Source organism: Streptomyces sp. NPDC049577 (assembly GCF_040675635.1).
GTDB lineage: Bacteria > Actinomycetota > Actinomycetes > Streptomycetales > Streptomycetaceae > Streptomyces.
In genome coordinates, this window is sequence record NZ_JBFAPH010000180.1 from 1 (window position 1) to 13,455 (window position 13,455).

Here is a 13,455-nt window from a genome sequence, read left to right on the forward strand (position 1 = left end):
GCCGCGGGCTGCCCGCTGCCGGCGGCGCCGGCGAGCGCGGACACGGCCGCGAGGATGGCGTCGGCCTCGAGCGCGATGCGCTCGGGGCTGACGGACGGGTGCCCTGCCCACCACGCGTAGTGCTGGGCGGCGGTGTGCGCCCGGGAGACGGCGTCCTCGCCGTAGCCGTCGGCGAGCAGCTGGTCGACGACGCCGGCCGCCAGCCGGTAGTGGGCGCCGACACCGCTGATCAGGCCGCAGGCGAGCAACTCGCCGACGGCGGCGTCCGCGTGGGTGTCGCCGGCGAGGGCGGGCAGATGCGCCTGGTGCGGCAGCTCGCCGCCGAGCGCGACGGCGAACCGCAGGGTCTCGCGGGCGGCCTCGCTCAGCCGCGCGGTGAGCAGCGGGGCGGGGGCGGCGGCCTGGGCGAGGCTGGGCAGCGGCGCCAGGGAGTCGTCACCCGCCGGCCCACCGGCGGTGGCGTCGGTGACGGCGTCGGCGCGCTCGGCGAAGACGCCGTGCTCCTCGACGGCCGTCGCGCCGGAGGCGTCCGCGTCCCGCTGCCGCAGCAACGCGCCGGCCTGGACGAACCGCAGCGGCAGGCCCTCGGACTCGAACCACAGGTCCGCGGCCCAGTCCGCCTCCTCGTCGGTCAGCGGCCGGTCCACGGCCCGCTCCAGCAGCTCCAGGCAGCCGGTGCGGTCGAGGCCGCCGAGGAAGACCTCCTCCAGGTGGGAGTCGGCGGAGGGCGCGGGCACGTCGGGCCTGGCGGCGAGGAGGAAGGCGCACTCGGGCGTCGCGTCGAGCAGTTCGTCGAGCGCGGACCCGCCGAATTCGAGGTCGTCCAGGACGACGACCGCGCCGATCTCCTGCACGGCGGCGAGCAGCCCGGCCCGGTCCGGGCGGTGCCGCGGCGCCTTGTGGACGGCGGCGAAGAGTTCGTACAGCAGATCGCCGGCGGTGCGGTGGTGACCGTTCAGGCGTACGACGCCGTCGGGGGCCAGGGTGGCGCAGTCCTCGGCGACGGCGTCGAGCAGCATGCTGCGGCCCGCGCCGGGGGGGCCGGTCAGGCGGACGGAGCGGCCGCGCGAGAGCAGCCGGCCGAGTCTTTCGCGGACCTCGTCGCGCTGGACGAGCGGCAGCCGGGGCCCGGCGGTGCCGGCGGGCGGCGGCGGGGCGGCGGCGCGGTCGAGCTCGGCGCGCTCGGCGGGGGCGTGCCGCTCGGGGCGGCCGGGCAGTTCGCCGGGCGGGCAGGGCTCTATCTCGCTGCCGTCGAGGGGGTTGACCGTGAGCAGATAGTCGCCGGCGACCAGGCGTACGACGCGTACGGGTCCCTGGCCTGCGGGGTCGGGCGCCGGGAGGGTGGCGTCGCGCGGTGCGCGCCGCGCGGCGCGGTCGGCGGCGGAAGTCCGGTCGTCGTCGTGAATGTCCTCGGCTCCGCGGTTCGTCGGGTCCATGGTCCAAGCCCCCAAGATGCGTGGCGTGCCGTCGTGCTTGCTCGGCCTGTCCGCACTCCTTCGACCACCGGCCGGGAGGAGTTCCGGCCGCCGTTCCGGGTCCGGTGCCCGCCGTCGCGCCGCCGCGCCGACGGGAAACCGAACAGACCTTGGCACAGTATCTACGACGCGGAGGGCAGCACGGCGTCGAGGGACATCACAGTCTCGTGAGGATCGGGAGCTTTGCCACCACAGGGGGCTCATCGGGCACGCTGGGCGCCCGGTGCAACGGCGTGCGCGGCGCGGCGCCCGCTAGACGCGGGGCAGGGGCTGGGAGGGGGCGGCATCGATGGCGGGATCGATGCCGCCCTCGATGGCGAGGATGCGGTGCAGCCGGGTGGCGACGAGCAGCCGCTGCATCCGGTCCGGCACGCCGCGCAGCACCAGCCGCCGCCCGGTGCGGCCGGCGCGGCGGTGGGCGCCCATGATGACGCCCAGTCCGGTCGCGTCCCAGGAGTCGAGCTCCGTCAGGTCGAGCACCAGGTCCCCACGGCCGCCGTCGAGCGCGGAGTGCAGGACCGTACGGGCGTCCGCCGCGCTGCGGACGTCGAGGCGGCCCCCGACGACCAGTTCGGCGTGGTCGCCCCTGATGTGCATATGCGCTCCCGGGAATGCTGCGTACGTGGAGATGCTCGTGGAGGTTCTAAAGAACTGACTGCCTCTCACAGGACAAAGTTGCCGCTCATGAGCGAACCGATACCGAATTCACCCTCCTGGGTGAAGCGGACGGGCGCCGCGGGCTCAGTGCTGGTAAAAGCCCCGGCCGGTCTTGCGGCCCAGGTCGCCCGCGTCGACCATGCGGCGCATGAGCTCCGGCGGGGCGAACTTGCCGTCCTGACACTCGGTGTAGATGTTCTCGGTGGCGTGCAGCAGGATGTCCACACCCGTCAGGTCGGCCGTCGCCAGCGGGCCCATGGCGTGGCCGAAGCCCAGCTTGCAGGCGATGTCGATGTCCTCGGCGCTGGCCACGCCCGATTCGTACAGCTTGGCCGCCTCGACGACCAGCGCGGCGATCAGACGCGTGGTGACGAAGCCGGCCACGTCGCGGTTGACGACGATGCAGGTCTTGCCGATGCCCTCGGCGAACGCCCGGGCCGTCGCCAGCGTTTCGTCGCTGGTCCGGTGACCGCGCACCAGCTCGCACAGCTGCATCATCGGCACCGGCGAGAAGAAGTGCGCGCCGACGACGCGCTCGGGGCGCTGCGTGGCCGCCGCGATCTTCGTGATCGGGATCGCGGAGGTGTTGGAGGCGAGCACGGTCTCGTCCTTCACCAGACCGTCGAGCGTGCGGAAGATGTCGCGCTTGACGTCGACGTCCTCGAACACCGCCTCGACGACGATGTCCGCGTCGGCGGCGGCGTCCAGATCGGTGGTCGTGGTGATGCGCGCCAGCGCCTGCTCGGCGTCGCCGGCCGCCAGCTTGCCCTTGGAGACGAACTTGTCGTACGAGGCCTTGATGCCGTCCGTACCCCGCCGCAGCGCCTCGTCGGTGACGTCCCGCAGTACGACGTCCCACCCGGCCTGGGCGGACACCTGCGCGATCCCGGAGCCCATCAGTCCGGCTCCGATGACGGCGAGCTTCTTGGCCACGACTGTCCCCTTACTCCCTGTTCGTTGACGGCTCTCGGCCGGACATTAGCGCCCGGCGGCGCGCGGTTGGGCGGTAAGAGATGCGCGTCACGCCCTTGACGACGCACGTCACACCGGGACGGGGAGCGGCCGGGTCGCACAAAGCAAATTGGCCCCCTCCGGCCCCACCGGTCACACCCGGTCGGCGCCTGCCGTCCGGTCGGCGACCGCGTACGTCAGGAGCTTCTCGCTCAGCAGGTCCTCGATCTCGTCCAGCAGGGCGAGCGCCGTGCGGGAGGTCTCGGCCGCCGTACGGCCCGCCGCCATCTCGCCCTGGACGAACTCCACGACCTGCGCCTGCACCCAGCCGAGCTGACTGGCCACCAGTCCGGGCACCGGCCCGTCCGCCCGCTCCTCCGCGAGCACGGCGGTCAGCGCCTCGGCGGCACGGCGGCGCATGCCGAGGACGCGGGCGCGGAGAGCCGGGGACCCGTCGATGACGCGCAGGAAACGGTCGTAGCCGTCGACGAGACCGAGGCGCGGGGAGACCGCCACGATCTCGGCCCGCAGGGCGCGCAGGACCGCCCCGGCCGCGGACTCGCCCGGCTCGCGGCCGCGGACCGCCGCCGCGAGCCAGCCGACCGCGTCGTCCTCACGGTCGAGGAAGAGGTCCTCCTTGGCCGGGAAGTAGTTGTAGACGGTGTTGACGGAGACCTCCGCCGCCGCCGCGATCTCCGCGACCGTCACCGCGTCGAAGCCGCGCTCCAGGAACAGACCGGTCGCCACATCCGAGATGTGCTGTCTGGTCTGCCGTTTCTTGCGCTCCCTGAGCCCTTCCGCCATGCCCTCCATCCTAGCTTCGCTGGGGATGGTGAAAATTTGGGGTCATTGCAAACTTTCAACGACTCTGATTTCCTTGCGGCATGGACAGCATCTCCACGTCCGGGCTCGCCCGGACCTTCACGTCCCCGCGCGGCCCGGTCAAGGCCGTACGCGGCATCGACCTGACCGTGCGGAGCGGCGAGATCCTCGGCTTCCTCGGCCCGAACGGCGCGGGCAAGACGACCACGCTGCGCATGCTCACCACGCTGCTCGCGCCGAGCGGCGGCACGGCCACCATCGCCGGGAGCGACCTGGTCCGCGACCCCGGAGGCGTGCGCCGGCACATCGGCTACGTCGCCCAGTCCGGCGGCGTCGACCCCACGGTCTCCGTGCGTGAGGAACTCGTCACCCAGGGGCGGCTCTACCGGCTGCCCGCGGCGCGGGCCCGGGCGCGCGCGACCGAACTCGCCGCCGAACTGGGCCTGGAGGAACTGCTGGACCGGCCCTGCGCGGCGCTCTCCGGCGGGCAGCGGCGGCGGCTCGACATCGCCATGGCCCTCACGCACCGGCCCGAGGTGCTCTTCCTCGACGAGCCGACCACCGGCCTCGACCCCGGCAGCCGCGCCGACCTGTGGTACCTCGTGCGCCGCCTGCGCGACCGGTCGGGTACGACCGTCTTCCTCACCACCCACTACCTCGACGAGGCCGACGCGCTCGCCGACCGGCTGGTCGTCGTCGACCACGGCAGGGTCGTGGCGGAGGGCACCCCGGCGCAGCTGAAGACCCGGCACGCGGGCTCGCCCGACGCCACCCTCCAGGACGCCTTCCTGGCCATCACCGGGCGCCGCCCGGCCCCGCAGGACACCGTCCCCGTCGCCGTCTAGGAGCCCCTCCCCGTGCGCACCCTCCTCTCCGACACCGCCCTGCTCTTCGGCCGCTACGCCCGCCAGACGCTGCGCTCGAAGGCGGCCATGTCCTTCGGCGCGCTCATGCCCGCGCTCTACCTCGTCCTCTACGGCCCGCTGCTCACCGGCATGCCCCTCGGCGGCCGCGCCGGGAGTTCCTGGCAGGTCCTCGTGCCCGGCCTGCTCCTCCAGCTCTCGCTCTTCGGGGCGTCCTTCGCCGGCCTCGGCCTCATCGTCGAGAAGCAGCACGGCGTCGTCGAGCGGATGCGGGTCACCCCCGTCAGCCGGCTCGCCCTCCTGCTGGGCCGCGTCCTGCGCGACGCCGCGCTGCTCGTCGCGCAGTCGGTGCTGCTCGTGCTCGTGGCCCTCGCCCTGGGCCTGCGGGCTCCACTGCCCGGCATCCTCATCGGCTTCGCCTTCACCGCCGTGCTGGCCCTGTCGCTGGCCTCGCTCTCGTACGCGCTCGCCATGAAGACCGCCGTCCCCCAGGCGTTCGCCCCCGTCATCAACGCCGTCACCATGCCGGCGATGCTGCTGTCGGGTCTGCTGCTGCCCATGTCCCTCGCCCCGGCCTGGCTGGACGCGCTTTCGCACGTCATGCCCCTGCGCTACCTGGTCGACGCGGTACGGGCCGCCTTCACAGGTGACTACGGCTCGCCCGCGCTGCTGTACGGCACAGCGGCGGCCGCGGCCCTGTCGGCCGTCTCCCTGACGGCGGGCGCACACCGCTTCCGGCGCTCGGCGGGCTGATCCTTCCCGGGTACGGGGAGCCCCGACTGGCTACGCTCGTACCCATGGTCAACCTGACGCGCATCTACACCCGCACCGGCGACGACGGCACCACCGCCCTCGGCGACATGACCCGCACGGTCAAGACGGACACCCGCATCGCGGCCTACGCCGACGCGAACGAGGCGAACGCCGCGATCGGCGTGGCCATTGCGCTCGGCCAACTGCCGGAAGAGGTCGTGAAGGTGCTGGTCCGGGTCCAGAACGACCTCTTCGACGTCGGGGCCGACCTCGCGACCCCGGTCGTCGAGGAGCCCAAGTACCCGCCGCTGCGGGTCGAGCAGTCCTACATCGACAAGCTGGAGGCGGACTGCGACCGCTTCCTGGAGCCGCTGGAGAAGCTCCGCAGCTTCATCCTCCCAGGGGGGACGCCGGGTGCGGCGCTGCTGCACCAGGCGTGCACGATCGTCCGCCGCGCGGAACGCTCGACATGGGCGGCGCTGGAGAAGCACGCGGAAATCATGAACCCGCTGACGGCGACCTATCTCAACCGCCTGTCGGACCTGCTGTTCATCTTGGCCAGGACGGCGAACCGGGAGCTCGGCGACATCCTCTGGGTCCCCGGCGAAAACCGCTGACACCACCGCGCGACCCGGTCGGCCGGGGGCCCGGCGACATCCTTCGGCTCCCCGGCGAGAGCCGTCAGGTGACCTTCTTCTCCTTCGGCCAGATCGTGTAGCTCAGCGCGATCACCACGTTGATGCCGACCACCCACAGCATCCTCGTCTGCCACGTCCGCAGCGAGCTGACGTCGCCCGAGTCGCCCACGTACCAGATCGCCCCCTGGAGCAGGGCCATCGCGACCACCGCCGCCAGGACCCACTGCCCGGCGACCTTCCATTCGTGGATCGTGCGGGCCGTCCCGTACTTGGGCGGCTTGGCCGGCGGTGGGCCGCCGGCGAAGCGGTGGGCGAAGCGGGCGTCGACCCACTTGACCGTGGCGTGGCCCAGGCCGACCGAGTAGCCGATGTAGACGGCCGCGAGGCCGTGCTTCCAGTCGGCCTGGGCGCCGTTGCGCAGATCGATCGCGGTGGCGGTCAGCAGGACGAGCTCCAGCACGGGCTCCAGCAGCAGCACCGCCAGCCCGGCTCGCGGCTTGCGGGCCAGGTAGCGCAGGCTCAGGCCGCCCGCCAGCAGGACCCAGAAGCCGATCTCGCAGGCGACGATCAGCGTGACGATCACGGGACTCTCCTTTCCTCCCCCACCAGCGTCTCCGCGCGCCGGCGCGGTTGCGTCGTCGGCGGAGAGGATCCGCGACTGCATCCTTCGATGTACCGGCCGGCTCCCCCCGGGGGACGCTCACACCCCCTTCCACGTGCTGAGATGGACCCATGTCCGCACGCCTGCTCCGTACCCCGCCCGAGCGTGAGGCCGTCTGGATCGCGGTGTGCGGACTGCTCGGCGGCGTCCTGCTGTACGCGCTGGGGCTGAGCAGCAGGCCGGCGACGCCGCTGCCCCCGTGGGCGGCCCTGGTGGCGCTGGCGGTGATGGCGGGTGCGGAGCTGCTACGGCGGCGGGCGCCGCTGGCCGGGCTGGCCGCCGGGACGGCGGCGCTCGCGCTGGACGTGTGCGCGGGCAGCCTCATCGCGAACGTCGGCATGTTCACGGACCTGGTGTACGCGGCCGTGCTCTACGGGCCGCCGGCCGCCTACCGGCTGATCCCACGGGCCACCGAGGTGCTGACCGTGCTGGGCACGCTGCTGGCCTTCGCGCTGATACGCGAGCCGGCCGCGCTGCTGATCGGGATCGGCCTGGGCGTGCTGACCATCGCCCCCGCCTGGACGGGCGTCGGCGTCCGCGTGCACCGGGACGCCGCGCAGGCGGCCCGGCTGGAGGCCGAGCGGACCGCGCTGCTGGCGGAGCTGGACCGGCGCGAGGCGGTGGGCGCCGAGCGGGCACGGATGGCACGGGAGCTGCACGACATGGTGGCCGGCCATCTGTCGGCCATCGCGATCCATTCCACGGCCGCGCTGTCGATCGGCGAACCCGAGGCGTCCCGGGAGGCGCTCACCGTGATCCGGGAGAACAGCGTGCGCGGCCTCGCGGAGATGCGCCGGCTGATCGGGCTGCTGCGCCAGGCCGGTTCGGACGACGAGCCGGCGGCGACGCCGACGCTGGACGGGGTCGACGCGCTGCTCGCCCGGGCCCGGGAGGCCGTGCGCGAGGACGGGTTCTCGTTCGTCCTGCGCGACGGGCGCGGCCCGGCGCCGCTGCCCGCGCCGGTGGAGCTCGCGGCGTACCGGATCGTGCAGGAGTCGCTGACCAACGCCGTCAAGCACGCGGCACCCGGCGAGGTCGTCGTGGAGCTCGCGCGCGCGGACGGCGGGCTGCTGTCCGTGCGCGTGAGCAGTGCGCTCGGTGCCGGGCCGCCCGGCCCCCGGGCGCCCGGCGCCGCCGCGGGCCTGGTCGGCATGCGGGAACGGGTGGCCCTGCTGGGCGGCGAGTTCGAGGCCGGGCCGCGGCAGGGGCGTTGGCACGTACGGGCGTTGCTGCCCGTACCCGAGGAGGAGGCACGATGACCGGCACTCACGGCGGGACGATCCGGGTGGTCGTCGCCGAGGACCAGGCGGCCGTGCGGTCCGGGCTGGTGCTGATCCTGCGCTCGGCGCCCGGCATCGAGGTCGTCGGTGAGGCGGCGGACGGCGAGGAGGCCGTGCGGCTGGCCGGGGAGCTGCGGCCCGACCTGGTCCTGATGGACGTGCAGATGCCGCGCCTGGACGGCGTGTCCGCCACCCGGCGGATCGTCGGCGAGCAGCTCGCCGACGTGCTGGTGCTGACCACCTTCGACCTCGACGAGTATGTCTTCGGGGCGCTGCGCGCCGGCGCGGCCGGGTTCCTCCTCAAGGACAGCGAGGCCGCCGACCTGGTCGCGGCGGTACGGACGGTGGCGCGCGGGGAGGGCCTGATCTCCCCCGCCGTCACCCGGCGGCTGATCGCGGAGTTCGCACGGCCGGGGCCGGCGGCGTCCGCCGCCGACCTGAGCGTCCTCGACGCGCTCACGCCGCGCGAGCGCGAGGTGCTGGTCCGGCTGGGCGAGGGGTTGCCGAACGCGCTGATCGCGGAGCGGCTGGGCATGGCGGAGGCCACGGTGAAGACCCATGTGAGCCGGTTGCTCGGCAAGCTGGGGCTGCGCAGCAGAGTGCAGGCGGCGGTGCTGGCCCGGGAGTTGGGTCTGGTCCAGACCTCTTGACCATTGGTACGGACCTTTTTACGCTCCCCAGCGCACCCCCCACCTTTTCCTGCCCTCTCACGAGGAGCCTCCCTTGAGCACAGGAAACCTGGCGAAACGCATCGGCAACTCCCTCACCTCCAGACCCCTCGCGGCGCTCGCGGCCCTCGCCCTCCCGGCCGCCGCCCTCGCGGGCCTCGCCACGGGCCCCGCCCGGGCGGCCGCACCGGCCGCCACCGCCGGACCGGCCGCCACCGCGACCTTCGTCAAGACCTCCGACTGGGGCACCGGCTTCCAGGCCGAGTGGACCATCAAGAACACCGGCACCACCACCCTCGACGGCTGGACCGTCGAGTGGGACTTCCCCGCCACCACCACCGTCGGCGCCTACTGGGACGCCCTGGTCACCGGCTCCGGCACGCACTACACGGCCAAGAACCGGGAGTACAACGGCACCATCGCCCCCGGCGCCGGCGTGACCTTCGGCTTCGTCGCCGCGGGCGACGACGACCCCACCGGCTGCCGGATCAACGGCGGCCCCTGCGACGGCTCCTCCGCCGACAGCCCGCCCAGCGCCCCCGGCCGGCCCGCCTCCAAGGCGGTGACCGCCACCAGCGTCGCCCTGAGCTGGGCCCCGGCCACCGACGACAAGGGCGTCAAGAACTACGACGTCTACCGCGGCAAAACCGTCGTCGGTACGGTCTCGGCCACCGCGTTCACCGACACCGGGCTCAGCCCCGACACCGAGTACACCTACACCGTCGTCGCCCGCGACACGGCCGGCCAGACCGGGCCCGCAAGCCCGCCGCTGACAATCCGTACGAGCACGGACAGCGGCACCGACAAGCCGCCCACCGCCCCCGGCACCCCCGAGGCGAGCGCCGTCACCGACACCTCCATCACCCTCAAGTGGACGGCCGCCACCGACGACAAGGGCATCAAGAACTACGACGTCTACCGCGGCACCGTGAAGGCCGCGACCGTCACCAAACTCGCCTACACCGACACCGGACTGACCCCCGGCACCGACTACACCTACACGGTCGTCGCCCGCGACACCGCCGACCAGACCGGGCCCGCCGGCCCGCCGCTGACCGTCCGCACCACCGGCGGGGGCGGACAGCCCACCGACCACGCCAAGGTCGGCTACTTCGTGCAATGGGGCATCTACGGCCGCGGCTACACCGTGAAGTCCCTCGACACCACGGGCGCCGCCGCCCGCCTCACCCACCTCAACTACGCCTTCTCCAACATCGACCCCAACAACCTGACCTGTCTCAACGGCGTCACCAAGGCCACCACCCCCAACCCCCAGGACCCCAGCCAGGGCGACGGCGCCGGTGACTCCTGGGCGGACTACGAGAAGGGCTTCGGGGCCGGCGAGTCCGTCGACGGCGTGGGCGACACCTGGGACCAGCCGCTGGCCGGCAACTTCAACCAGCTGAAGAAGCTCAAGGCCAAGTACCCCAACCTGAAGATCAACATCTCGGTCGGGGGCTGGACCTACAGCAAGTACTTCTCCGACGTCGCGAAGACCGACGCCTCCCGCAAGAAGTTCGTGCAGTCCTGCATCGACATGTACATCAAGGGCAATCTGCCGGTGACGAACGGCCGCGGCGGCACCGGCGCCGCCGCCGGGATCTTCGACGGCTTCGACATCGACTGGGAGTGGCCCGGCTCGGACGGCCACGCCGGCAACCACGTCTCCAAGGACGACAAGGCGAACAACACCCTGCTCTTCGCCGAGTTCCGCCGGCAGCTCGACGCGCTGAGCGCCACCACCGGCAAGAAGTACCTGCTCACCGCCTTCACCCCGGCCGACCCGGCGAAGATCGACGCCGGCTGGGACATCACCACGAAGGACGGCACGCCGAGCGTCTTCGACTTCATGGACTTCGCCAACGTCCAGGGCTACGACTTCCACGGCTCGGGCAGCGACAACAGCTGGGAACCGAACCGCACCGGCCACCAGGGCAACCTCTACACCGACCCCAAGGACCCGTACGCGACCAAGTTCAGCGTCGAGAGCACGGTCCGGGCCTACCTCGACGCCGGCGTCGACCCGCGCAAGCTGGCACTGGGGCTGGCCTTCTACGGACGCGGCTGGCAGCAGGTCGCCGACGGCGGCGCGCACGGCGCCTGGCAGACGGCGAACGGGGCCGCGCCCGGCCAGTTCCCGGAGGAGGCGGGGACACGCGGCTACGACAATCTGCTCGCGTCGGTGCCGAACCTGACCGTCTACCACGACGAACAGTCGGTGGCGACGTACGGCTACACGGGCGGGGGCGGCCAGTGGTGGACGTTCGACGACGCGTGGTCGATCGGCAAGAAGACGGCGTGGCTGAAGTCGAAGAACCTGCTGGGCGTGATGATCTGGGAGATGTCGGGCGACAGCGGCACGCTCATGACCGCCGTCGACAACGGCTTGCGCTAGAGCAGGGAGGCCGCTGCCGGGGGCTTCGCCACCCGCACCCCCGCGTCCCTCCGGACGTGCTCGGGAACTCCGGGCAACGGGTGCGCGGGAAAGGCGCCGCAGACGAAACGGCGCCGCACTCGAACGACGGCCTAGGCCACGTTCACCCGTTGCCCCGGCGGCGCCGCCTCCAGCCATGCCAGGAACCCCGTCAGCGCGTCCTCGCTCATCGCCAGCTCCAGCCGGGTTCCCCGGTGCAGACAGACCAGGACGACCGCGTCGGACAGCAGGGCGAGTTCCTCCTCGCCCTGCGGGGTGCGGCGCTCCAGGACCTCGATCGAGGCGCGCTCCAGGACGCGGCGCGGCCGCGGCGCGTAGCTGAACACCCGGAACCACTCGATCCGGTCACCGTTGTAGCGGGCGACCCCGTACACCCAGCCCTTGCCGACGGGCTCGGGGTCCACTTCCGGAACGTTCCAGCGCAGACTGCAGTCGAAGGTTCCGCCGGACCGCTGGATGAGCCGTCTGCGCAGCCCGAAGACGAAGAGCCCCAGCAACACCAGCAGTACGACGATGCCGCTCACGAGCAGAGCGAGGACCATCTCCACCGACCTCCTCGCATCATCTAGAGCAACCGCACCTGTATCGCCTCAGCCGCGGACCGCCCTGGAATGTTCCAGGGAGTCCGCGGCTGAGGGTCGTTCTCTCAAAGGGTCCCGGGCTCAGCGCTGGCCCGTGACCGCCCTGAGCCGGACATCCGCGCGGCGCTCGGCGGCGGCGTCGGCCTCCGCCTTCGCGCGCTCGAGCGCCCGCTCCGCACGCTGGACGTCGATCTCGTCGGCCAGCTCGGCGATCTCCGCCAGCAGCGAGAGCTTGTCGTCCGCGAAGGAGATGAATCCACCGTGCACCGCGGCGACGACGGTCCTGCCGTCGCTGGTCTTGATGGTCACCGGGCCGGACTCCAGCACGCCGAGCAGCGGCTGGTGGCCGGGCATGACGCCGATGTCACCCGACGTGGTACGGGCGATGACCATGTTGGCCTCGCCGGACCAGACGCTTCGGTCCGCCGCGACCAGCTCGACGTGCAGCTCAGCAGCCAACGTGGCTCCTCGGGTTTGCACCTGCCGGGGCCGGCAGGTGTTGGGTCAAAGAATAGGGGACGTGCGGACCGGGGGCGGGGCAGCCCCGCCCCCGGTCACCATGAGCACGGGGCTCAGGAGACGCCCAGCTCCTTGGCGTTGTTCTTGAGGTCCTCAAGACCACCGCACATGAAGAACGCCTGCTCCGGGAAGTGGTCGAACTCACCGTCGCAGATCGCGTTGAACGCGGCGATGGACTCGTCCAGCGGAACGTCCGAACCGTCGACACCGGTGAACTGCTTCGCCGCGTGGGTGTTCTGCGACAGGAAGCGCTCCACACGACGGGCGCGGTGGACGACCAGCTTGTCCTCCTCGCCGAGCTCGTCGATACCGAGGATGGCGATGATGTCCTGGAGGTCCTTGTACTTCTGCAGGATGCCCTTGACGCGCATGGCGGCCTGGTAGTGGTCCTGCGAGATGTAGCGCGGGTCCAGGATGCGGGACGTCGAGTCCAGCGGGTCGACCGCCGGGTAGATGCCCTTCTCCGAGATCGGACGCGACAGAACGGTGGTGGCGTCCAGGTGGGCGAAGGTGGTCGCCGGGGCCGGGTCGGTCAGGTCGTCCGCGGGGACGTAGATCGCCTGCATCGAGGTGATCGAGTGACCACGGGTCGAGGTGATGCGCTCCTGGAGGAGACCCATCTCGTCCGCGAGGTTCGGCTGGTAACCCACCGCGGAGGGCATGCGGCCCAGCAGGGTGGAGACCTCGGAACCGGCCTGGGTGAAGCGGAAGATGTTGTCGATGAAGAACAGCACGTCCTGCTTCTGCACATCGCGGAAGTACTCCGCCATGGTCAGACCGGCCAGGGCGACGCGCAGACGGGTGCCCGGGGGCTCGTCCATCTGGCCGAAGACCAGCGCGGTCTTGTCCAGAACGCCGGAGTCCGCCATCTCGTGGATGAGGTCGTTGCCCTCACGGGTGCGCTCACCGACGCCGGCGAAGACGGAAACACCCTCGTGCAGCTTCGCCACACGCATGATCATTTCCTGGATCAGAACGGTCTTGCCGACACCGGCACCACCGAACAGACCGATCTTGCCGCCCTTGACGTACGGGGTGAGGAGGTCGACGACCTTCAGCCAGGTGGTGCCCCACATGACCTGGCCGCAGGCGATGGGCATGTGCGTCGTCTACGGAGCGGTGATCGTGCTGCTGGTCCTCACCGGGCTGCGCG

The 13,455-nt window shown here is 72.0% G+C and carries 13 protein-coding genes and 1 pseudogene; 6 read left to right on the plus strand and 8 right to left on the minus strand.

The genetic code is table 11. The features are described 5' to 3' along the window. The 4 genes from AB0K09_RS20385 to AB0K09_RS20400 form a co-directional block, all read right to left on the minus strand. The coding region (locus AB0K09_RS20385; protein ID WP_366066788.1) for an ATP-binding protein at positions 1-1,436 on the minus strand (1,436 nt) is incomplete at its 3' end. 291 nt (positions 1,437-1,727) lie between these two features. Beyond that, entirely contained in the window at positions 1,728-2,072 is a 345-nt protein-coding gene (locus tag AB0K09_RS20390) for an STAS domain-containing protein (protein WP_366066789.1), read from the minus strand. A 144-nt stretch (positions 2,073-2,216) separates the two neighbouring features. Further along, positions 2,217-3,065 carry a 3-hydroxyacyl-CoA dehydrogenase family protein gene (locus AB0K09_RS20395; protein ID WP_366066790.1) on the minus strand — a complete coding sequence of 283 codons (849 nt, stop codon included), beginning with the start codon at positions 3,063-3,065 and terminating at the stop codon, positions 2,217-2,219. 171 nt (positions 3,066-3,236) lie between these two features. After that, positions 3,237-3,887, minus strand: coding sequence for a TetR/AcrR family transcriptional regulator (locus AB0K09_RS20400; protein ID WP_366066791.1), 651 nt, complete (start codon positions 3,885-3,887; stop codon positions 3,237-3,239). A gap of 80 nt (positions 3,888-3,967) precedes the next feature. Between AB0K09_RS20400 and AB0K09_RS20405 the strand changes: the two genes are divergently transcribed. From AB0K09_RS20405 to AB0K09_RS20415, 3 genes are read left to right on the plus strand one after another with little or no spacing between them, the layout of a single operon-like run. Next, positions 3,968-4,750 carry an ATP-binding cassette domain-containing protein gene (locus tag AB0K09_RS20405; protein WP_366066792.1) on the plus strand — a complete coding sequence of 261 codons (783 nt, stop codon included), beginning with the start codon at positions 3,968-3,970 and terminating at the stop codon, positions 4,748-4,750. Positions 4,751-4,762: 12 nt separating this feature from the next. Further along, the gene (locus AB0K09_RS20410) at positions 4,763-5,521 is read left to right on the plus strand and encodes an ABC transporter permease (protein WP_366066793.1); all 759 of its coding nucleotides are present in this window, start codon (positions 4,763-4,765) and stop codon (positions 5,519-5,521) included. A 44-nt stretch (positions 5,522-5,565) separates the two neighbouring features. Next, positions 5,566-6,138, plus strand: a complete 573-nt coding sequence (locus AB0K09_RS20415) for a cob(I)yrinic acid a,c-diamide adenosyltransferase (RefSeq protein WP_366066794.1) — start codon at positions 5,566-5,568, stop codon at positions 6,136-6,138. Between the two features lie 64 nt (positions 6,139-6,202). Here AB0K09_RS20415 and AB0K09_RS20420 read toward each other — a convergent pair whose 3' ends face one another. Then, a complete protein-coding gene (locus tag AB0K09_RS20420) occupies positions 6,203-6,742 on the minus strand; it encodes a hypothetical protein (protein ID WP_366066795.1) in 540 nt (179 codons plus the stop codon). A gap of 149 nt (positions 6,743-6,891) precedes the next feature. Here AB0K09_RS20420 and AB0K09_RS20425 point away from each other — a divergent pair, with 149 nt between their 5' ends. From AB0K09_RS20425 to AB0K09_RS20435, 3 genes are all read left to right on the plus strand, one after another. Continuing rightward, the gene (locus tag AB0K09_RS20425) at positions 6,892-8,079 is read left to right on the plus strand and encodes a histidine kinase (protein WP_366066796.1); all 1,188 of its coding nucleotides are present in this window, start codon (positions 6,892-6,894) and stop codon (positions 8,077-8,079) included. Beyond that, positions 8,076-8,750, plus strand: coding sequence for a response regulator transcription factor (locus AB0K09_RS20430; RefSeq protein ID WP_366066797.1), 675 nt, complete (start codon positions 8,076-8,078; stop codon positions 8,748-8,750). Before AB0K09_RS20425 ends, AB0K09_RS20430 begins: the two co-directional genes overlap by 4 nt. A 73-nt stretch (positions 8,751-8,823) precedes the next feature. Next, positions 8,824-11,163 carry a glycoside hydrolase family 18 chitinase gene (locus tag AB0K09_RS20435; protein WP_366066798.1) on the plus strand — a complete coding sequence of 780 codons (2,340 nt, stop codon included), beginning with the start codon at positions 8,824-8,826 and terminating at the stop codon, positions 11,161-11,163. A 131-nt stretch (positions 11,164-11,294) separates the two neighbouring features. Here AB0K09_RS20435 and AB0K09_RS20440 read toward each other — a convergent pair whose 3' ends face one another. The 3 genes and pseudogenes from AB0K09_RS20440 to atpD form a co-directional block, all read right to left on the minus strand. Next, complete coding sequence (locus tag AB0K09_RS20440; RefSeq protein ID WP_366066799.1) at positions 11,295-11,744, minus strand: DUF2550 domain-containing protein; 450 nt, start codon at positions 11,742-11,744, stop codon at positions 11,295-11,297. Positions 11,745-11,864: 120 nt separating this feature from the next. Continuing rightward, on the minus strand, positions 11,865-12,242 hold the full coding sequence (locus tag AB0K09_RS20445) for a F0F1 ATP synthase subunit epsilon (RefSeq protein WP_366066800.1): 378 nt from the start codon (positions 12,240-12,242) through the stop codon (positions 11,865-11,867). Between the two features lie 113 nt (positions 12,243-12,355). Further along, positions 12,356-13,360, minus strand: a pseudogene (atpD, locus tag AB0K09_RS20450) (F0F1 ATP synthase subunit beta); the annotation flags it as partial. Positions 13,361-13,455 lie beyond the last annotated feature (95 nt).